The organism is Nocardia sp. FBN12 (assembly GCF_054031145.1).
Window position 1 is genome coordinate 3,180,110 of record NZ_CM132926.1, and the last position, 20,792, is coordinate 3,200,901.

The 20,792-nt window shown below is 68.3% G+C and carries 19 protein-coding genes and 1 pseudogene; 10 read left to right on the forward strand and 10 right to left on the reverse strand.

Translation table 11 applies throughout. The features are described from left to right. Positions 1–38: 38 nt before the first annotated feature. The gene (locus tag ACWZHB_RS15345) at positions 39–2,390 is read left to right on the forward strand and encodes a SpoIIE family protein phosphatase (RefSeq protein ID WP_427908614.1); all 2,352 of its coding nucleotides are present in this window, start codon (positions 39–41) and stop codon (positions 2,388–2,390) included. A 33-nt stretch (positions 2,391–2,423) separates the two neighbouring features. Here the strand turns inward: ACWZHB_RS15345 and ACWZHB_RS15350 are convergent, their stop codons facing one another. The 3 genes from ACWZHB_RS15350 to hutC form a co-directional block, all read right to left on the reverse strand. Next, positions 2,424–3,005, reverse strand: a complete 582-nt coding sequence (locus ACWZHB_RS15350) for a hypothetical protein (RefSeq protein WP_427908615.1) — start codon at positions 3,003–3,005, stop codon at positions 2,424–2,426. 10 nt (positions 3,006–3,015) lie between these two features. Further along, entirely contained in the window at positions 3,016–3,267 is a 252-nt protein-coding gene (locus ACWZHB_RS15355) for a hypothetical protein (protein WP_427908616.1), read from the reverse strand. A 407-nt stretch (positions 3,268–3,674) separates the two neighbouring features. Next, a complete protein-coding gene (gene hutC, locus ACWZHB_RS15360; protein WP_427908617.1) occupies positions 3,675–4,430 on the reverse strand; it encodes a histidine utilization repressor in 756 nt (251 codons plus the stop codon). A gap of 85 nt (positions 4,431–4,515) precedes the next feature. On the opposite strand from hutC, the gene hutU reads away from it, so the two are divergent. Together hutU and helR are read left to right on the forward strand one after the other, a co-directional pair. Further along, positions 4,516–6,192 (forward strand): urocanate hydratase, encoded by a 1,677-nt coding sequence (gene hutU, locus ACWZHB_RS15365; RefSeq protein ID WP_427908618.1) that lies wholly within the window; start codon positions 4,516–4,518, stop codon positions 6,190–6,192. Between the two features lie 110 nt (positions 6,193–6,302). Then, on the forward strand, positions 6,303–8,495 hold the full coding sequence (gene helR / locus ACWZHB_RS15370) for an RNA polymerase recycling motor ATPase HelR (protein ID WP_427908619.1): 2,193 nt from the start codon (positions 6,303–6,305) through the stop codon (positions 8,493–8,495). A 17-nt stretch (positions 8,496–8,512) separates the two neighbouring features. Here helR and hutH read toward each other — a convergent pair whose 3' ends face one another. Next, positions 8,513–10,072, reverse strand: coding sequence for a histidine ammonia-lyase (gene hutH, locus ACWZHB_RS15375; protein WP_427908620.1), 1,560 nt, complete (start codon positions 10,070–10,072; stop codon positions 8,513–8,515). Positions 10,073–10,203: 131 nt separating this feature from the next. Here hutH and ACWZHB_RS15380 point away from each other — a divergent pair, with 131 nt between their 5' ends. Genes ACWZHB_RS15380 through hutG form a run of 3 tightly spaced genes read left to right on the forward strand, consistent with a single transcriptional unit; the run spans position 10,204 to position 13,781 of the window. Continuing rightward, entirely contained in the window at positions 10,204–11,640 is a 1,437-nt protein-coding gene (locus tag ACWZHB_RS15380; RefSeq protein ID WP_427908621.1) for a purine-cytosine permease family protein, read from the forward strand. Positions 11,641–11,652: 12 nt separating this feature from the next. Further along, positions 11,653–12,843, forward strand: a complete 1,191-nt coding sequence (hutI, locus tag ACWZHB_RS15385) for an imidazolonepropionase (RefSeq protein ID WP_427908622.1) — start codon at positions 11,653–11,655, stop codon at positions 12,841–12,843. Continuing rightward, positions 12,840–13,781 (forward strand): formimidoylglutamase, encoded by a 942-nt coding sequence (gene hutG, locus ACWZHB_RS15390; RefSeq protein WP_427908623.1) that lies wholly within the window; start codon positions 12,840–12,842, stop codon positions 13,779–13,781. Before hutI ends, hutG begins: the two co-directional genes overlap by 4 nt. Here hutG and ACWZHB_RS15395 read toward each other — a convergent pair. The 3 genes from ACWZHB_RS15395 to ACWZHB_RS15405 are packed head-to-tail and all read right to left on the reverse strand — an operon-like array spanning position 13,772 to position 15,833. After that, the gene (locus ACWZHB_RS15395; RefSeq protein ID WP_427908624.1) at positions 13,772–15,055 is read right to left on the reverse strand and encodes an ArsB/NhaD family transporter; all 1,284 of its coding nucleotides are present in this window, start codon (positions 15,053–15,055) and stop codon (positions 13,772–13,774) included. The genes hutG and ACWZHB_RS15395 overlap by 10 nt on opposite strands. A 14-nt stretch (positions 15,056–15,069) precedes the next feature. After that, the gene (locus tag ACWZHB_RS15400) at positions 15,070–15,528 is read right to left on the reverse strand and encodes a CBS domain-containing protein (RefSeq protein ID WP_427908625.1); all 459 of its coding nucleotides are present in this window, start codon (positions 15,526–15,528) and stop codon (positions 15,070–15,072) included. A 29-nt stretch (positions 15,529–15,557) separates the two neighbouring features. Continuing rightward, on the reverse strand, positions 15,558–15,833 hold the full coding sequence (locus ACWZHB_RS15405) for a hypothetical protein (RefSeq protein WP_427908626.1): 276 nt from the start codon (positions 15,831–15,833) through the stop codon (positions 15,558–15,560). A 175-nt stretch (positions 15,834–16,008) separates the two neighbouring features. Between ACWZHB_RS15405 and ACWZHB_RS15410 the strand changes: the two genes are divergently transcribed. Continuing rightward, positions 16,009–17,025: a sensor histidine kinase gene (locus tag ACWZHB_RS15410; protein ID WP_427908627.1), complete on the forward strand. Its 1,017-nt coding sequence runs from the start codon at positions 16,009–16,011 to the stop codon at positions 17,023–17,025. A gap of 49 nt (positions 17,026–17,074) precedes the next feature. Further along, the gene (locus ACWZHB_RS15415; RefSeq protein WP_301901138.1) at positions 17,075–17,728 is read left to right on the forward strand and encodes a response regulator; all 654 of its coding nucleotides are present in this window, start codon (positions 17,075–17,077) and stop codon (positions 17,726–17,728) included. 48 nt (positions 17,729–17,776) lie between these two features. Here ACWZHB_RS15415 and ACWZHB_RS15420 read toward each other — a convergent pair whose 3' ends face one another. From ACWZHB_RS15420 to ACWZHB_RS15430, 3 genes are read right to left on the reverse strand one after another with little or no spacing between them, the layout of a single operon-like run. Then, positions 17,777–18,970 (reverse strand): cation:proton antiporter, encoded by a 1,194-nt coding sequence (locus ACWZHB_RS15420; RefSeq protein ID WP_427909176.1) that lies wholly within the window; start codon positions 18,968–18,970, stop codon positions 17,777–17,779. 10 nt (positions 18,971–18,980) lie between these two features. Then, positions 18,981–19,463: a cation:proton antiporter regulatory subunit gene (locus ACWZHB_RS15425; protein WP_427908628.1), complete on the reverse strand. Its 483-nt coding sequence runs from the start codon at positions 19,461–19,463 to the stop codon at positions 18,981–18,983. A gap of 60 nt (positions 19,464–19,523) precedes the next feature. Next, positions 19,524–20,003, reverse strand: coding sequence for a cation:proton antiporter regulatory subunit (locus tag ACWZHB_RS15430; RefSeq protein WP_427908629.1), 480 nt, complete (start codon positions 20,001–20,003; stop codon positions 19,524–19,526). A gap of 92 nt (positions 20,004–20,095) precedes the next feature. Between ACWZHB_RS15430 and ACWZHB_RS15435 the strand changes: the two are divergent. Further along, a pseudogene (locus ACWZHB_RS15435) lies at positions 20,096–20,299 on the forward strand (STAS domain-containing protein); the annotation flags it as partial. Between the two features lie 131 nt (positions 20,300–20,430). Continuing rightward, positions 20,431–20,766, forward strand: a complete 336-nt coding sequence (locus ACWZHB_RS15440; protein ID WP_427908630.1) for an STAS domain-containing protein — start codon at positions 20,431–20,433, stop codon at positions 20,764–20,766. Positions 20,767–20,792 lie beyond the last annotated feature (26 nt).

A 20,792-nucleotide genomic window follows, 5' to 3' on the forward strand; every position in this document is an offset into this window, starting at 1 on the left:
GGCCCGTTCCCCCAGACCTGGCCGATGAGAGGTTGCCGATGAGCGCTGTCCTGGTCGCATTTCTGGACGACTATTCGGCGGCTATGCGCCGCCATGTCGCCGCGCCAGGCCAGGCCGGGCTCTCCGAGGGCTACGACCTCGGTCGGCGGGCCCTCGTCGAGGACATCAGCCTGCTCGACCTCACCGAGAACCACTTCCGGGCCGTCGCCGAGGACCCCGAGATCCGGGACGACCCACGCCGCGCCGAAATCGCCCTGGAATTCCTGCTACAGACGATGGCGGCCCTCGATATCGCCACCCGTGGTTATCTCGACGGCACCCGCCGGTACGAGCAACAGCGTTCCCGCGCAGAGGATCTCGAAGGTCGCGACGCCTTTCGTACCGCGCTGGTGGAATCGTTGCAGGACGGTTTCTTCGTCGCCGACGACCACGGCACCATCGTCGAGGTGAACTCGGCGTTCGGGGTACTCACCGGCTACGGCGCCACCGAGGTGCCGTTTCGGCTACCGCATCCGTGGGCACTGTCCGATCGCTCCGGGTACCCCCAGATCGGCACGGAGGCAGCGCGATTCGTGATGCCGGTACGTCATCGTGACGGCCGGGAACGCTGGCTGGCGGTGAGCGCGAGCTCGCTGGTGAAGCAGGAGAACGACGAACGGATCTTCGTCGGCACCGTGCGCGATGTGACCGCCGAACACGACGCACAGGCCCGCGACCAGGCCGCCTCGCGCCTGGCGACCGCCGTCGGCGCGGCGACGAGCATGGTGGAAGTCCTCGCGGTCGGACTCGACGAACTGCGCCGGACGATGGGTGCCGCGACCGCCCTGGTCGCGATCTGGCCGAGCCGGACCGGGCGACCCGACGTCTACTCCTGCGGCGCGACGCCGTCGAGTACCGAACAGGAGCCCGAAACCACCGGCACCGCACCACAATTCACCGCCGCGCCGATGCGCCAGAGCGGGCCACGCGCCGACGGCCCGGTCGTGCTCGACGACGACACCCAGGCGCTGCTCGACCGCTCGCGCAGGCAGACCGCCCGCGGGCTCTCGGCAATCACCGGCGACGAAGGCGGCGTCGACGCGGTCGTGGCGCCGCTCGGCGAGACCGGTGACGCGGCGCTGTGGGTGCGCTTCGGCGCACCGCGCGCGGTCAGTGCGGCCGATTGGGCGCTGTACTCGTTGCTCGTCGGCCATCTCAGCGTCGCACTGCAGCGCGCACGCAACTTCGATCAGGCACGCGCCACTTCGCTGACTCTGCAGCGGGCGATGCTCGGACCGATCGAACTGCCGCCGCGGTTCTCGGTGCACTACGAACCCGCCTTGCCACCGCTCGAGATCGGCGGCGACTGGTACGACGTGGTGCCGTTGCGCGACGGCACCATCGGCGTCGTCGTCGGCGACTGCGTCGGGCGCGGCCTGTCCGCGGCGGTGGTGATGGGCCAATTGCGGACCGCGGCAAGGGCTTTGCTGCTACGTGGGGCCGGACCGGCGCAGTTGCTCGCCGAACTCGACGCCGTGGCCTCGCGGATCCCGGGCGCCATGTGTACGACGGTGTGCGCGGCCGTGCTCGATCCCGAGCGCGGGATGGTGCGGTACTCCAATGCCGGCCACATGCCGCCGGTCCTCGCACCGCCCGGCGGTCCGGGCCGGATTCTCGAGGGCGGCCGCGCGGTCCCGCTCGCCACCTTCGACACGCCGCGCAGGCCCGAGGCCACCACGGCGGTGCCGCCGGGCGCGACCCTGGTGCTGTTCACCGACGGGCTCGTCGAGCAGCGCGGGTACGACATCGCCGAGGGCTTCGTCAAGATCGCCGAAGTACTGAGCGAAACCGGCGCCGCACTCCCCCGCGATGTGGCCGACGCGGTGCTGTCGCGACTGTGCCCACCCGCGGGTTATGACGACGACGTCGCCATGGTCGTCTACCGTCAGCCTCCCGAGCCGTTGTGTCTCGACTTCCCCGCTGCCGCAGCGGAATTGGCCGGCGTACGTCGCGGCCTGTACCGCTGGTTCGCCACCGCCGCGGTCCCGCACGACCTGGCCGCCGACCTCGTCGCCGCGGCCAACGAGGCCTGCAGCAACAGCGTCGAACACGCCTACCGCGACGCCGAAGCGGGCCGCGTCAGCCTCACGGCCCGCTGCGACGGCGACCGGGTGGTCCTCGAGATCGCCGACAACGGCCACTGGATCCCCACCCCGACCGATCCCGGCTATCGCGGTCGCGGTGTCGAGATGATGCGGGTGCTCACCGAGGACCTCACCTTCGACCACGACGAGAACGGCACCCGGGTTCGCATGTGGGTGACGCTGCCCTCGATCACCTTCCCCACCGCGAACCCGCTGCGCGCCTCCTCACGTCCGCCGACGGTCAGCTCGCGGCAGAATTCGTTCTGACGGGTCGTCCCGCGACAGCGGTGACGAGCGAGGTCAGCGGGCGGCGGTACTGCCGAGAACCAGCAGATCCGGCACGGGGTGGTCGACGAGCGGAGTGGAACGGACCGCCGGGGCGATAGTCGTGCAGCGGCGCGCCAGCAGGGTGCCGCACGAGTGAACGGCGGTCGTGATCAAGTCCTCGGCCAGGGGGAGGTCGTCCTCACGGTAGGCGTACACCGTGAAGCGCACGGTGTGCTGGTCGTTGCGCGGATCGGCCTGCAGCACCGCTTCGGCGGGGCAGCTCGACAGGAGCATGATCGCGGCAGCCAGGTCGGCGCAGGGATCACCGCCGATCAACGAGCCCGAGGCGAAGGCAGCGAAAAGTGTACGCAGGCAAGGCTGTTCGGGACGCAGCTGGGAATCCTGGATCTGTGACCAGCGACGCAAGGCCGGGTGGTCGGCGATATCAGGACGGTCCTGCCAGCGTCGGCGCGCGCAGGCGAGCAGCCGGGCCGCGGTCGAGTCCCACAGGTGCGGCGCCTCGATACTGGCGACGATGCGCAGGCGACGACATTCGTCGACAGCGGCCGGGGGTGGTTCGATGGGCGGTTTCGCCGCCGGTCGGTACGTCTGCATTGTCGACCTCCTACCGCACGAGAGAAGAACCGAACGGGTCCTGCGCGGTGGCGCTACCGCGACGCCAGGCCAGGCGGAATGCCCACGCCGAGGCCGTGACGGACATGCCGACGAGGATTCCGATCACCCCGAAAACGATCGCGGCGGACCAGCCGACACCCTGCGATCGAGCGATCAGCGCCGAGGCGAGGATCGGCCCCGCGGTGATCAGCACGGGAATCAGCAGGATCAGTCCGAGCGTCACCAGGGTCGGCGGCGTCATCGCTGTTTTCGCTGCGGAGAATTCTCGCCGAGAGACGATTGTGTGCGGCCCCGACGGCTGCGTGACTGTAGCCATTTCCGCCCTCTCCGTTACCTGAATGGAACCCAGCGAAACCCTCGAGTCCAAACGTACAGCCCCGGTCCGGCCTCCTGCGCACTTCGTCACGAAAAAGTGATAACTCACAATTGAACCGAACTCGGCTTTTATCTATATGCCCAGCTCACCACATGTTTTTCGGTTAGCTAACAATTTGCTGCTTATCCTTTTTATTCAGATCGGATAACGATTGCAGACGTCGCTCACGCACTGACCGAGAGAGCCGGAACCCATCGGGAACATACTCGAAAAACGCGGGTTTCTCGTCGACGAAATATCCGGCTATCTCCCTGATCAGATGTCACCACGCATCAGCTCGGTTCACTACCGAAGCTGCCCTCCAAGCGATTTCGCGAACCGGGATGCACGAGCCGTGCCACGCTGACCAGCCCGCCCGACGACCAGGTGCGGCGCCGGATCAGCAGGCACGGCTCGTCGGCGTCGATGCCGAGCAACACGCACTCTTCGCGCGCCGCCCGCACCGCCTCGACGACATGCTCGCCGCGCAGCAACGGGGCGACCTCACTGAGGTAGATGTTCGGGGTGACGGCGGTGAAGTCCTGGGCAAGATAGTCGGGGGCCTGCGCCGGGTTGACATAGCGGTCCTCGAGCTGGATCGGCACACCGTCCTCGAAGTGCACCAGCAGCGAGTGGAACACCTTGGGGCCCATCGCATTCGCGAGTTCCTGATCGCCCGGTACCTCGGACCGCACGAACACCACCTCGGTGCGATGACGGTGCCCACGGCCGGTGATCTCGTCGGCGATGTTGCGGACCTCGAACAGCGGCGAGGTGGCCTTGCTCGCCGCGACGAACGTGCCGACACCCATCACCCGGGTGAGCGCGCCGTCGGCGGTGAGATCACGCAGCGCGCGGTTGATCGTCATCCGGGACAGGCCGAGCGCGGCGACGAACTGGTTCTCGGACGGTATCTGCTCCCCCACGGTCCACCGTCCGGCCTTGATCTGCGCCATGATCAGCTGCTTGACCCGCTCGTACGCCGCGAACTCGCTGCCCAGCTCGCCGTACAGCGCGGCCAGCTCCGCATCGATTATCTCGATCGCCACCACCGAATATCTCCTCGCCTCGCCCAGAGAATACGTTGCGCCCGAACGTCCACGTCACTTGTATATACAGGACTATACTGGTCGCATGAACGACGCGACACCGCCTGCCTCCGGCCCTCGTCCTGTGTCCGCTCCGCGCGGCACCGAGCTGCACACCCTCGGTTGGCAACAGGAGGGCGCGCTGCGGATGCTGATGAACAATCTCGATCCCGAGGTCGCCGAACGCCCCGATGACCTGGTCGTCTACGGCGGAACCGGGCGCGCGGTGCGCAGCTGGGCGGCGTTCGACGCGATCGTGCGCACGCTGGAGACCCTCGCCTCGGACGAGACGCTGCTGGTGCAGTCGGGCAAGCCGGTGGGGGTGTTCCGCACCAACGAGTGGGCGCCGCGGGTGTTGCTGGCGAATTCGAATCTCGTCGGCGACTGGGCCAACTGGGCCGAGTTCCGCAAGCTCGAGCAGTTGGGGCTGATGATGTACGGGCAGATGACGGCCGGGTCGTGGATCTACATCGGCAGCCAGGGCATTCTGCAGGGCACCTATGAAACCTTCGGCGCGGTGGCGCGCAAGCGTTTCGGTGGCACCCTCGCGGGCACCATCACGCTCACCGCGGGGGTCGGCGGGATGGGTGGCGCGCAACCTCTCGCGGTGACGATGAACGACGGCGTCGCGCTGTGTGTGGACTGCGACCCGGCACGCATCGATCGGCGGATCGCCCACGGATACCTCGATACGAAAGCCGAAACCTTGCGGCAGGCACTGGATCTCGCCATCGCCGCGCGGGACGAGCGCAGGCCGCTCTCGATCGGCCTTGTCGGCAACGCGGCCGAGGTGTTCCCCGAACTGCTGGCCATGGGCGCGCCGATGGATATCGTCACCGACCAGACCTCGGCCCATGATCCGCTGTCCTACTTGCCGATCGGGGTCGCGCTCGAGGACTGGCACAGCCTCGCCGAGAAGGACCCGGTCTGGTTCACCACCGAGGCACAGGCGTCGATGGCCGCGCATGTCGAGGCGATGGTCGGATTCATGGATGCGGGCGCCGAGGTGTTCGACTACGGGAACTCGATCCGCGACGAGGCCCGAAAGGGCGGCTACGACCGGGCTTTCGCGTTTCCCGGCTTCGTGCCCGCCTACATCCGCCCGCTCTTCGAAGAGGGCCTCGGCCCGTTCCGCTGGGCCGCGCTCTCGGGCGATCCGGCCGACATCGCCGCGACCGACCGCGCGATCCTGGAGCTGTTCCCGGACAACGACCACCTGCGCCGCTGGATCACCATGGCGGGCGAGAAGGTGAAATTCGAAGGGCTGCCCGCGCGGATCTGCTGGCTCGGTTACGGCGAACGTCACCGTGCGGGCCTGAAGTTCAACGAGATGGTCGCCTCGGGCGAGCTGTCGGCTCCCCTGGCCATCGGCCGCGACCACCTCGACTCCGGCTCGGTGGCCTCGCCCTACCGGGAAACCGAGGCGATGGCCGACGGTTCCGACGCGATCGCCGATTGGCCGCTGCTCAACGCACTGCTCAACACCGCGTCCGGGGCGAGCTGGGTGTCGATCCATCACGGTGGCGGGGTCGGGATGGGTCGTTCGATCCACGCGGGTCAGGTGTGTATCGCCGACGGGACCGCGCTGGCCGCGCAGAAGCTGGAGCGGGTGCTGACCAATGATCCGGGCACCGGGGTGATGCGGCATGTCGACGCGGGTTACGAGCGTGCGGCCGAGGTGGCGCGCGAGCGCGGCGTGCGTATCCCGATGCGAGAAGGCTGACAACACCTCTCTTCACTTTCAATATATAGCGCAGGTGGGGACTTGCGGCAAGGCCCAGGGGTTGCTGCACAATCATCCGGTCGCACCGGAAAAAGTACAGTTAGGGGCCTATGTCAGCGCACGGGTACGAAGAGGAACGCCGGTCCGAGCAAAGCTATGTCGCCGGGTTGTACTCGCGCCTCGATGCCGAGCGGGCACGGGTGAAGGGCCGCTACGGCGCCGCCCTGCGGTCCAAGGGCGACTCCCCGATGGAGCGCGACAACGAGGTGCGGGCGCTGGGCAAACAAGTGCAGCGCCTCGACGTGGCCGACAACGGGCTGTGTTTCGGCCGCCTCGACTCCGCCTCGGGTGAGCGGTCCTACATCGGCCGGATCGGGCTGTTCGACGAGTCGAACGACCTGGAACAGCTGCTCCTGGACTGGCGGGCGCCCGCGGCGCGCGCATTCTATGTCGCCACCGCGGCGAACCCGGAGGGCATGCGCAGGCGGCGCCAGTTCCACACCAGGGGACGGCAGGTGGTCGATTTCACCGATGAGGTGCTCGGCCGCCCCGATGGGAGCGAGGGTGGGGCGGACGCCGCGCTGCTCGCCGCCGTCGACGCGCCGCGCGGGGACGGGATGCGCGATATCGTCGCGACGATCCAGGCCGAACAGGACGAGATCATCCGTCTCGAGCACCCCGGCGTGACCGTGATCGAGGGCGGCCCCGGCACCGGCAAGACCGTGGTGGCGCTGCACCGCGTGGCGTACCTGCTCTACACCCAGCGCCGGCGGATGGAGCGCCAGGGCGTGCTGGTGGTCGGGCCCAACCCGGCCTTCCTGAACCACATCGCCCATGTGCTGCCCTCGCTCGGCGAGACGAACGTCGTGTTCGCCACCACCGCCGACCTCGTGCCCGGTCTGCGCGCGATCGCGCAGGACGCACCGGAGGCGGCCCGGCTGAAGGGTTCGCTGCGAATTCTGGACGTCCTCGCCGCGACGATCGCGGACCGTCAGCGCCTGCCCGAGGTGCCGCTGACCATCGCGCTGACCGATGTGACGGTGCGCATCGACGCCGCGACCGCGGAGTGGGCCAGGCAGGAAGCGCGCGAGAGCGGGCGGCCGCACAACGAGGCGCGCGCGGTGTTCGCCGAGATCGTCACCTACGTGCTCACCGAACGCGCGATCGCCCGGATCGGTGAGGGCTGGCTGACTCGCGACGACACCGAGGCCTGGGAGCAACTGCGCGCCGACCTGGTCCGCGAGCTCGCCGACACTGCCGAGTTCACCGCGGCGCTCGATCAGTGCTGGCCGATCCTGCAACCGGAAACCGTGCTGTCCCAGCTGTATTCGTCGCACGATCGGTTGCGGGCGGCGGGCGCGGACGCGGCGCTGTGGCGGGCCGACGGTGGCGCGTGGACGGTGTCGGACGTGCCGCTGCTCGACGAACTGGTCGACCTGCTCGGCCGTGACAAGGCCGCCGACGACTCCGCCGAGCGCGAACGCAAAGCCGAGGCCGAGTACGCGGCCGGTGTGCTCGACACGCTGATCAGCCGCGAAGACCTGATGGACGACGAGGACCACCTCCTCGCCCAGGACATGCTCTACGGCGAGGACCTGGCCGAACGCTTCCTCGAGCGCGACACCCGCGAACTCGCCGAACGTGCTGCGGCAGACCGGGACTGGACCTACGGTCACGTGGTGGTCGACGAGGCCCAGGAACTGTCGGAGATGGATTGGCGCGTGCTGATGCGCCGCTGCCCGAGCCGCTCCTTCACGATCGTCGGCGATCTGGCGCAACGCCGGTCGGCAGCAGGCGCGACCTCGTGGGCCACGATGATGGAGCCCTATGTCCAGAGCCGCTGGATCTACCGTTCCCTGACCGTGAACTACCGGACCCCGGCGGAGATCATGGCTGTGGCCGCCGACGTGCTCGCCGAGTTCGCGCCCGACGTACGTCCGCCGGATTCGGTCCGCTCCTGCGGTGTCGCGCCCTGGTCGCGCCGAGTCGCTGCCGACGAATTGCCCTGCGCGATCGAGGAATTCGTCCGGGACGAGGCGGGCCGCGCGGGGACGAGCATCGTGATCGGGCCGCCGGGCGTCGCCGGCACGGTGCCCGCGTCGGAGACGAAGGGCCTCGAGTTCGACGCGGTGCTCGTCGTGGATCCGCAGCGAATTCTGGCCGACGGACCGCGCGGTGCCGCCGAACTCTACGTCGCCCTCACCCGCGCCACCCAGCGCCTCGGCGTCCTGCATCAGACCCCGCTACCGGAATCGCTGCGTGGGCTCACCGCGGACGAACCCGCACAGCAGTTGCGGGCGTAGCCGCCGCGGCGCGCAGATCAGCCGAGCGGGCCGGTCGCCGACTCGGCGGCGGCCAGCAGGGCGCCGGTTGCCGCCAGCCGGACCGCTGCTTCGATTTCCGGAGCGAGGTGGCGGTCGGGGCCAGGGCCGGGGATCTCGGTACGCAGGGCCGCGACGACGGCCGCGGTGGCGGGCGCCGGGGTCAGCGGTGCACGCAGGTCGAGGCCGCGGGCAGCCGTGAGCGCCTCGATGGCCAGGACTCGGGTCAGGCCGTCGAGGGCGCGGCGGAGTTTGCGGGCGGCGGACCAGCCCATCGAGACGTGGTCCTCCTGCATCGCCGAGGACGGGATCGAGTCGACCGAGGCGGGCGCGGCCAGGCGTTTGAGGTCGGAGACGATGGCGGCCTGGGTGTACTGGGCGATCATGTGGCCGCTGTCGACACCGGGATCGTCGGCCAGGAACGGCGGCAGGCCGTGGTTGCGGGCCTTGTCGAGGAAGCGGTCGGTGCGGCGTTCGCTCATCGAGGCGACGTCGGCGATCACGACGGCGAGGAAGTCGAGGACATAGGCGACGGGGGCGCCGTGGAAGTTGCCGTTGGATTCGACGCGACCGTCGACGGTGACGACGGGATTGTCCACGGCACTGGCCAATTCGTAGCCCGCGATGCGTTCGGCGTGGTCGAGGGTGTCGCGGGCGGCGCCGGCGACCTGGGGTGCGCAGCGCAACGAGTAGGCGTCCTGGACGACGGTGCAGTCCGGGGTCGCGTGGCTGGCGACGATCGGCGAATCCGCGAGCACGCGAATCATATTCGCGGCCGCGATCGCCTGGCCCGGTTGCGGGCGCAGCGCCTGTAGGTCGGCGGCGAACACCTTGTCGGTGCCGAGCAGACCCTCCACGCTCATCGACGCGGTCACATCGGCCAGGCGCAGCAGGGCGCGCAGGTCGTGGCAGGCGAGCACCAGCATGCCGAGCATGCCGTCGGTACCGTTGATCAGCGCGAGGCCTTCCTTCTCCGCGAGCTCGACCGGGGCGATGCCGGCGGCGGCCATGGCCTCGGCCGCAGACATGAAGTCGCCGTGCGTATTTCGCACCATCCCCTCACCGATCACCGCCAGCGCGACGTGCGCCAGTGGCGCGAGATCACCGGAACAGCCGAGGCTGCCGTACTCGTAGACCACGGGGGTGATTCCCGCCGACAGCAGCGCGGCATAGGTCTGCGCGACCACCGGGCGCACCCCGGTCCGGCCGGTGGCCAGGGTGGACAGGCGAAGCAACATCAGCGCGCGCACCACCTCGCGCTCCACTTCGGCGCCGGACCCGGCCGCGTGCGAACGAATCAGACTCCACTGCAACTGCTTACGCGACTCCAGTGGGATGTGACGGACGGCCAGCGCACCGAAACCGGTCGACACGCCGTACACCGGCCTCGGGTCCGCGGCCAGCGCCTCGATCCGCGCACGGCTGGCCCCGATGGCGGCGACCGCCTCGTCCGACACCACGACGCCGGCACCGTCCCTGGCCACCCGCACCACATCCTGCGGCGAGACCGAACCCGTGCCGACGACGACCGGTCCGGACCGATCCGAGTCGATGCTCACGATGCTTCTCCCTTCACTGCGGTCCACTCTTGACGTTCTTGTCTATACAGGTCTATACCTATCGTACGTGACCTGGCGCACATCCGCCGGGTCCGCGCTCTACGGCGTCACCGCAGAAAGACAGGCCGCAATTGACACGCACCGGCACACCAGACGATCTCCTCTCCCCCGAACGCCGAACCATCGACGTCGTCCCCGACGACGAACGCCACGGCACACCCAGGAGCCAGTTCACCCTGTGGTTCGGGGCGAATATGCAGATCACGGCAGTGGTCGACGGCGCACTGGCGGTGGTGTTCGGCGCCGACGCGATGTGGGCCATCATCGGCCTGCTGCTCGGCAACGTCTTCGGCGGCACGGTGATGGCACTGCATTCCGCGCAGGGACCGCGGATGGGATTGCCGCAGATGATCTCGAGCCGCGCGCAGTTCGGCGTCAAGGGAGCGGTGATCCCGCTGGTGCTGGTGATCCTGATGTATCTCGGGTTCGCTGCTACCGGCACCGTGCTCGCCGGGCAGGCGGTGAACAACATGCTCCATGTCGACAATCCGGTGATCGGGATCGTGGTGTTCGGGGCGCTCACCGCGTTCGTCGCGATCACGGGCTATCGCCTGATCCATGTGGTCGGCCGGGTGGCGACGGTGGTCGGCATCGTCGGCTTCACGTATCTGACGGTCCGGTTGTTCACCCAGTACCCGGTCGGCGACTTCATCGGCGTGAAGGGTTTCGACGCGGTGACCTTCCTGCTGGCGATCTCGCTCAGCGCGGGCTGGCAGCTCACCTTCGGTCCCTATGTCGCCGACTACTCCCGCTATCTGCCCCGCAGCACCAGTGAGCGCACCACCTTCTGGTCGACGTTCCTCGGCAGCGTGCTCGGTTCGCAATGGTCGATGACGCTCGGCGCGCTGGTGGCGGCCGTCGCGGGCAAGGCGTTCCTCGCCGACCAGGTCGGATTTCTCGGCAAGCTCGCCGGGCCCGCGGCACTCGCGTTCGGGGTCTATCTGGTGATCGTGGTCGGCAAGCTGACCGTCAACTGCCTCAATGCCTACGGCGGATTCATGTCCATCCTGACCACCGTCACCGCGTTCGACGGGCGCTCGCAGATCTCCACGCGGGCCCGCTCGCTCTACATCGTCGGCTTCGTCGGGGTCTCGATGGTGATCGCGCTCGCGGCGAGCGCGGACTTCCTGAACAACTTCAAGAACTTCGTGCTGGTGTTGCTCATGGTGTTCACGCCGTGGAGCGCGATCAATCTGATCGACTACTACCTGGTCTCGAAGGAACGCGTCGACCTGCCCGCGCTCTACGATCCGCACGGCCGCTACGGTGCGTGGAACGTGGCGGCGCTGCTCTGCTACGGGCTCGGCGTGATAGCCCAGGTGCCGTTCCTCGCGCAGAAGCTCTACACCGGTCCGATCACGGGTCTGCTCGGCGGCGCGGATATCTCGTGGATCGTGGGCATCGTGTTCACCGGCGCGATCTATTTCCCGGTCGCGCGACGCATCAGCAATCCGCCTGCACAGATGATCTATCCAGCGCACACCACCATGCTCGACACCCGCAGCTAGGAGGACTCCCCCGTGCCCACCACCGTGCTGAGCAATATCGGCACCCTCGTCACCAACGACCCGGCGCTGGGCGACGGCCCGTTGGGGCTCCGGCACGCGGCCTCGCTCGTCCTCGATGACGGGCGAGTGGCGTGGGTCGGCGACAGCGCCGACGCACCCGCTGCCGACACCGGCTTCGACCTCGGCGGGCGCGCGGTGCTGCCGGGATTCGTCGAGTCGCATTCCCACCTGGTCTTCGCGGGCGATCGCGCCGAGGAGTTCGCGGCCAGGATGGCGGGGCGGCCCTACGCGGCGGGTGGCATCCGTACCACCATCGAGGCGACACGCGCGGCGAGCGACGAGCGGCTCGCGGCGAATGTGCAAGGGCTGCTGAACGAGTCGCTGCGCGCGGGCAGTACCACCGTCGAATGCAAGAGCGGCTACGGGCAGACCGTGGCGGACGAACTGCGCAGCGTCCAGATCGCCGCACGCTTCACCGACGAGGTCACACTGCTCGCCGCACACGTACCGCCACCCGAATATGCCGGGCGCGCAGACGAATACGTCACGATGGTCTGCGAGGAGATGATTCCGCGGTGTGCGCCGTATGCCCGGTGGATCGATGTGTTCTGCGAGCAGGGTGCGTTCGACCGCGATCAGGCGCATGCGGTGCTGCGGGCCGGAATCGCGCACGGGCTGGTGCCGCGGGTGCACGGCAATCAGCTACATCAGGGACCGGGAGTTCAGCTCGCCGTCGAGCTCGGGGCCGCGTCGGTCGATCATGTCTCGCACGTGAATCGCGCCGATATCGACGCGCTCGCGGGCAGCGACACGGTGGCCACGCTGCTGCCGGGCGCCGACTTCTGTACGCGCAACAGCTATCCCGAGGCCAGAGCGCTGCTCGACGCGGGCGTCACGGTCGCGCTCGGCGCGGACTGCAATCCGGGCACCAGCTACACGACGAGCTTGCCGTTCTGTATCGCCCTGGCCGTCCGGGAGATGCACATGACGCCCGACGAAGCGGTCTGGGCGGCGACCGCGGGCGGCGCGAAGGCATTGCGGCGCACCGATATCGGCACCCTCTCCCCTGGTTCCCGGGCAGATGTCATCGCACTGGACGCCCCCTCGCACCTGCATCTCGCCTATCGGCCCGGCGTTGCCCTGGTCAGCCAGGTGTGGCGCGAAGGAGTGCTGGTCGTTCCGAATCGAGGTGTGGTGCGGTGACTTCCGAATCCGCCTGGACCGGTCGTGTCGACGGCACCACGCCTGAGCATCTGCGCTGGCATCAGGCCGTCACGCCCTACGCACCGGGCAACGACCCCGGAGCATGTGTTTTCGTCGGTTTCGCCTGTGAGGAAGGAGTGCGCCGGAACAAGGGCCGTCCAGGAGCGGCGGCAGGACCGGACGCGCTGCGTGGCGCGCTCGCACCGATGGCGCTCGCCACGCCACTGCGCGCCTTCGACGCGGGCACGATCGCCGTCACCGACGACCGGCTGGAGGACGGTCAGCGGCGACTGGGCGAGACGGTCACCGCATTACTGGACGACGGCGCTTTCCCGGTGGTTCTCGGCGGCGGCCACGAAATCGCCTACGGCACCTACCTCGGGCTGGCCGGTTCCGCCCGCCGCACCAAGGGCAGCATCATCGGAATCCTCAATCTCGACGCGCATTTCGACCTACGTCCCGATCCCGTGCCCAGTTCCGGCACCCCGTTCCGGCAGATCCTCGAGACCGATGGCGACGTCCGGTACGCGGTGATCGGGATCAGCCAGCCCAGCAACACCCGCATCCTGTTCGACACCGCGGACCGATTCGGCGTGCGCTACCTGCTCGACGACGACTGCGAGCCGACCCGGGTCGCCACGTTCATCGACGACTTCCTGTCCGGCATCGACCTGCTGTATCTGACCATCGACCTCGACGTCCTGCCCGCGTCGGTGGCCCCCGGTGTGAGTGCCCCTGCGGCATACGGTGTTCCGCTGTCCACGATCCAGTCCGTCTGCGACCGGGTCACCGCAAGCGGCACACTCGCGGTTGTCGATGTCGCCGAACTGAATCCGCGGCTCGACATCGACAACCGCACCGCCCGCACCGCCGCCCGGCTGCTCCACCGGATCGTCACCCGGCACGTCGGGTGCGAATCGTCGCGGACTCAGAAGTAGCGGATCCAGACATAGATCCAGGCGATGAAGCTGCTGAGCATCGTGACCAGCATGCCGTACTTGGTGAACTGCCAGAAGGTGATCCGCTGCCCCGCGCGGGCGGCGATCCCGAGGGCGACCACATTGGCGCTGGCCGCCACCGCCGTACCGTTGCCACCGAAGTCGGCGCCCAGGGCGAATGCCCACCACAGTGATTGCCCGGTAGCCGGATCGGGGGCGCCCGCGACGATGTCCTCGACCACCGGCGCCATGGTCGCGGTGTAGGGGATGTTGTCGACGAACGCGCCGAGGATCGCCGAACCGAACACCAGCGCGGTCGCGGCCAGGAAGTAGTTGTCGCCCACCCAGCCGATCGCCGCGTCGCCGATCGCGGCGATCACCCCGGTGTGCACCAGGCCCGCGACCATCACGAACAGGCCCATGAAGAACACCAGTGTCGGCCACTCCACCTCCTGCAGAACGTCGCCGATGTCGAGGCCGGAGACCAGCACCATGACGCCCGCGCCGACCAGCGCGATCACCGACGGCGCGACATGCAGCACGCTGTGCAGGCAGAAGCCGGCGACCACCCCGGTCAGCACCACCATCGAGCGCACGAGCAGTCGCGGATCGCGGATCGCGCGCCGTTCCTGCAGCGCCATCACCGCGTCGACCGAGGTGGGATCGGTGCGCAGCGCCGAGCGGAACAGCACCCGGGTCAGCGCGACGAACAGCACGAAGGTGATCACCACGATCGGCGCCATGTGCACGAGGAAGTCGTTGAAGCTCAACCCCGCCCGGCTGGCGATGATGATGTTGGGCGGATCACCGATCAGTGTCGCCGCACCACCGATATTGGACGCCAGCACCTCGGCGATCAGGAACGGTTGCGCGGCGATGCCGAGGCGCCGGCACACCACCAGTGTCACCGGGGCGACCAGCATGATGATCGTGACGTTGTCGAGAAACGGTGACGCGACCGCGGTGATCAACATCAGCATCACCATCAGGCGATACGGATTGCCCCGCGAGCGCTTGGCCGACCAGATCGCCAGATAGTCGAACAGGCCGGTCTGCTTGATGACACCGACGATGATCATCATCCCGAGCAGCAGGAAGATGACGTTCCAGTCGATGCCCTCGTGGGCGGAATAGAACACTTCGTCGCCGGGAATCAAGCCGAGCACGGCCATCGCCCCCGCGGCGATCAGGACGGTTTTGACCTTGTCGGCTTTCTCCGTGGCGATGAAGAAGAAGGCGACAACGAAGATGATGACGGCAAGCGCTGCGGCCATGCGCGGCGTGCGGTTCAGTCGCCGGGGCCGACGACAGCGAGGCTCGTCAGCAACCGTTCCAGGGTGATCGCGCCGCGCAACGTGCGCGAGCGGTCGACCACGGCGATGAGCGGACTGTGCTTGCGCGCCATCAGGATCGCGATTTCGAGCAGGGTCGCGTCGGGGGCGACGGTGACCGGCTTGCTCGCGCCGTCGGGCAGACAGTCGCCGACGGTCAGACTGCCGGGTTCCTGCCAGAACAGGTCGGCGTGCACCTCGTCGATCGTGCGGACCAGCGTCGGGTCGTCGTGGTAGGAGGCGGGAATCGCCAGGCGCAGCACCTGGGTGCCCGGCAGGACCGCCACCGGCCGGTCCAGCTCGTCGACGACGATCAGACCGGGCAACCGGTTCACGACCATCAGCCGGACCGCGCGGGCGACAGGGTCGCTGGTGCGGACGGTCGGCAGGTTCATCGCGATATCGCGTGCACGCATGGCTTGGCTCCGGGGGGATTCGACGGTGCTCATGGATGTGCCTTCCGTCCGGTCAGCAGGTCCAGGCGTTGTTCGAGGCGGGCGAGCCGGTCGCCGAACGGCCGCGAATGCATCAGCTCGGCGACCTGGTCGGCTTCGTCGGGCTCCAGTTCGATGTCGACCGTGGGTTCGTCGCTGCCCCCCGCGTAGGCGAGCAGGCGTCGCTCGCCCGTCGATGCCGTCAGCAGGGCGAATCGGATGCCGTGGTTGGTGTGGAAGCTGTGCAGCACACCGGCTCCCGGGATCGTCGTCCGGTCGATATCCATGGCCGGCGGTCCTTCCTGGATCGTCGAAAGCGTCTGATCCGAGTCTGGTTCGCGCAGGTGGCGGGCACTATCGGCCGTGACACCCATTTCGGTCGCCGGTTCGCTGCGGTCAGCGGGTGCGGGATGGGTGCGCGACCCCATGGACAGAACGCGCGGCCGTCAGCATGCTGGTGTCATGAACCGTCTCGCAGCGCTGCGAGCAGGACGTGCGCAGCGAATCCGGACGCCGGTGACGGCGTTGTTCTGGCGGATCTGCTTGCTCAATGGCGTGATCTTCACCCTCGGCACGCTGATCCTGGCCCTCTCGCCGGCCACGGTGTCGGCGCGGTTGCGCCTGACCGAGGTGCCGGTGCTGGTGATCGGGCTCGCGGTGATCCTGACGGCGAACGCGGTGGCGCTGCGTACCTCGCTGGCTCCGCTCGACGAGCTGGTCGCCTCCATGCGCCGCGTCGACCCGCCCCGGCGCGCGGTCCGGCTCGAGCGCGGTGCGAGCGGGGACTTCCATCACCTGATCGAGACCTTCAACGCGATGCTCGACCGCCTGGAGGCCGAGCGTTCGGTCGCCGGTGGGACCGCGCTGGCCGCCCAGGAGGGTGAGCGGCGGCGCATCGCCCGTGAACTGCACGACGAGATCGGGCAGAGTCTGACCGTGGCGCTGTTGCGGCTCAAACGGGTCGTCGACCGGGCGCCCACCGACCTGCGCGAAGAAGTCGAAGCGGCGCAGGAGACCGTGCGCGGCTGCCTCGACGAGGTCCGCGGGATTGCCGCGCGGCTGCGGCCCGATGTCCTCGAGGAGCTCGGCCTGCACAGTGCGATCAACGCGCTGTGCCACGAGTTCGCCCGTACCGCAGGCATTTCCGTGCGCCGAGAGGTCGATCCCGCGATCAGCCGGCTCGACCCCGACATCGAACTCGTCTGTTATCGAGTCGCCCAGGAGAGCCTGACCAACGTCTTACGGCACGCGCGCGCCGACGAGGTGACCCTGCAGATCACCCCCCGCGCGGACACCGTCATCCTGCGCGTCACCGACAACGGGTGCGGCGGCGTGGTCGAAGACGGCGCAGGCATTCGCGGGATGCGCGAGCGAGCCACCCTGATCGACGCCGCGCTGACGATCACCTCACCGCGGTCGGGCGGCACCGCGGTCGAGCTGATCATCCCGGTACGTACGCGCGCGGAGGTACCGGCATGAGCGAGCGCCCGATCACATCCACCCTCCGACCGTGCCGAACGGACATCGCATGAGCGCCCCGACCCGGATCCTGCTGGCCGACGACCACGCCCTGGTACGCAGCGGGTTGCGGATGATCCTGGACAACGAACCTGACCTGCTCGTGGTCGCCGAAGCGGCCAACGGACTCGACGCGGTCACCGCCCTCGCCGACGACAGCATCGACCTGGTGATCCTCGACATCGCCATGCCCCGGATGACCGGCATCCAGGCCGCCCGCGAGATCACCAGGAACAACCATCCGGTCCGCATCCTGATGCTGTCGATGTACGACAACGAGCAGTACTTCTTCGAGTCGCTGAAGGCGGGCGCTTCGGGCTACGTGCTGAAGTCGGTGGCTGATCGCGACCTCATCGAGGCGTGCCGGGCCACGATGCGCGGTGAATCCTTCCTCTACCCGGGCGCGGTCACCGCGCTCGTACGCGACTACCTGCAGCTCGCCCGGCAGGGCTCCGCACTGCCGGAAACGATCCTCACCCCGCGCGAGGAGGAGGTGCTCAAACTGATCGCGGAGGGGTATTCGGCGCGCGAGATCGCCGCCGAGCTGGTGATCAGCGCGAAGACCGTCGACCGGCATCGCGCCAATATCCTGCAGAAACTCGGTCTGCGCGATCGGCTCGACCTGACCAGATACGCCATTCGCGCCGGATTGATCGAGCCGTGAGAACCCCCGAATGCCCCCGCTTCGAGCAGGGGCATTCGGCGCGGGGTGTCATTCAGCGTGCGGATCGACCTGCACACGCTGCTTGCGACCGACCACCAGGCGCATGACCGGTTCCACGATGCGGGCGCCGATCGGGCCGATGATCGCCATCAGGAGCACGTACGTGGTGGCGAGGGCGGCGAATTCGTCGGGCACCGCACCCGCGGCCACCGCGAGGCCCGCGATGACGATCGAGAACTCACCGCGCGCGATCAGGGCCGTACCGGCGCGGGCCCGGCCCAGTTGGGACGCGCCCGCGCGTTTGGCCGCCCACCAGCCCGTGGCGATCTTGGTGAGGGTGGTGACCACGGCCAGCAGGACCGCCCAGCCGAGGACCGGCGGGATGGTCGTCGGATCGGTACTCAACCCGAACAGCACGAAGAACATCGCCGCGAACAGATCGCGCAGCGGTTCGAGGATCTTGGTGGCGTCGTGGGCGGTGGAGTCGGAGATCGCGATGCCGAGCAGGAACGCCCCGACCGCCGCCGACACCTGCACCGCCGAGGCGATACCGGCCACCAGCAGGGCCGACCCGAGCAGTTTGAGCAGAAAGATCTCGCGATCCTCGCTCGCCACGATCGCCGAGACGTATTTGCCGTAGCGCAGGGCGACGACGAGCACCAGGGTCACCGCGACCAGCGCGATCCCGACCGTGGTCATCCCCGCCACGAAACCGACACCGGCCAGCACCGCGGTGAGCACCGGCAGATACACCGCCATCGCCAGGTCCTCGAACACCAGGATCGACAGGATCGTCGGCGTCTCCCGGTTACCGAGCCGGCCCAGGTCGTTGAGCACCTTGGCGACGATGCCGGAGGACGAGATGTAGGTGACGCCCGCCATCGCGATCGCGCCCGTCGGCCCGAGTCCGAGCATGAGCGCCACGATGACGCCGGGCGTCGCGTTGAGCACCAGGTCGAGCAGACCCGCGGGCCACGATTTGCGCATACCGGTGACCAATTCACCGGCGGTGTACTCCAAACCGAGCAGCAACAGCAGCAGCACGACGCCGATCTCGCTGGCGATGTGGATGAAGTCCTCGACCTCGTGCAGCTCGATCAGCCCGCCCGTGCCGAAGACCAACCCCCCGAGCAGGTAGAGCGGGATGGGCGAGAGGCCGATGCGGGCCGCGATCCGCCCGAGCACACCCAACCCGAAGAACACAGCCCCCAGCTGGATCAATGCCAGCGCGGTTCCACTGATCTGCACCGGCTCAGCCGTCGGTGAGGATCGAAGCGGCGGCGTCGAGTCCGGCATTCGTGCCGACCACGACGACCATGTCGCCGCCGGCGAACACGAACTCCGGTCCCGGTGAGGCCAGGACTTGACCCGCACGCAGCACCGCCACGATCGAGGCGCGGGTCTTGGTCCGCAGCTCGGTGTCACCCAGGCGGCGTGACGCGTACGGCGAGTTCGGCGGTACCAGCATCGACCGCGTGCTCACCCCATCGAGTTCGCGGTGTTCCTCGCGCAGTTGCGCGACCAACTGCGGTGCGCCGAGCAGGCTCGCCAGCGTGCGGGCCTCGACCGCGGACAGGGGAATCTGGACGGTCGAATCCGGGTCGCCGACCTTGGTGAAGATCAGGTCGGTCTCGCCGTCGCGGTGGTCGACGATGCCGATCCGGCGGTCCACCTTCGACAGTGAAAACTCTTTGCGGACACCGATTCCCGGCAGGGATGTCACTTCTACATTCATGGGATCACCTAACCTCAGCTAGGGATACCTTACCTGCCCTTTACCAACCGCATGGATTTGTCAGCCCGCGTCGAGCAGCCGTCCGGCCGCGTCCAGCCCCTCGTCGGTGCCGACCACGACAACCAGGTCACCGGGAATGAAGGTGAAATCCGTTCCCGGCGAAGGCGTTACCTCACCCGCGCGGACCACCGCGACGACCGAGGCCTTGGTGCGCGTGCGCATCTCGGTGTCGCGCAACGGGCGGCCGTCGAAGGGGCTGCCGCGGTCGATCGCGAACTGCCTGGTCGACAGCTCGCCCGCACTGTGGGTCTCGCGCGTCTTCTGCACCACCTGCGGCGCCCCGAGTAATCCGGCCAGCACACCGATCTCGGTGTCGGACAAGGGAATCGAGGTGGTCGAGTCGTAGTCGCCCGCTCGCGAGACGACCAGCTCGACGGAGCCGTCGCGGTGTTCGATCACGCCGATCCGGCGGCGCGCCTCCGCCAGCGGAAAGTCCTTGCACACGCCGATTCCCGGTAAAGGCGTCACATCGATGTTCACGCCCTCACAGTACGACCAGATCGGAATAACACCAGCCCCTACCCTGCGCACCCGGCCATACCAGCCGAAACACCGACCTCACATGATCACCTCGGTTCGACTACGTCGACGATCCGGCGAACATCGTGATCGACCTGTCCGACAGCCACATCTGGGACGCCTCCACCGTCGCCGCGCTCGACGCCATCACCACCGAGTACGCGAGCAAGGGCAAGACGGTGGAGATCATCGGGCTCAACGCCGCCTCCGAAGCACGCCACGGTCGCCTGTCCGGCCTCGGCGGCGAGCAGATCTAGGACCTTCGCCACCGACGCCTACCATGGCGATCCGGTGGCGAGCACCGCTGTGGCTTGCGTATTCGGGCAAAGTTGTGTGTTGTTGAACAGTGACCAACTCTTCCGGAGACGCGTATCCACTCACGGACACGATGACCACCACGACGGCGGTGCACGACGGCGTCACGGTGCTGACGGTGACCGGCGAGGTCGACCTGGCGACCGCACCCGCGCTCGATGCCACCATCGAGACGATCCTGGCCGAGAAACCGGCGGCGCTGGTGATCGACCTGACCGCGGTCGGGTTCCTGGCGTCGGCGGGCATGGCGACGCTCGTCGCCGCGCATCAGCGGGCAGGCGAGACCACCTCGATCGCGGTCGTCGCCGACGGACCCGCCACCAGTCGTCAGCTGAAGATGACGAGCCTGGACCAGGTGTTCGCCATGCACACCACCCTCGACGCCGCGTTGGCGTCGTTCGCGTCCTGACATAGCAGAACGCGCCGCCGACCGGG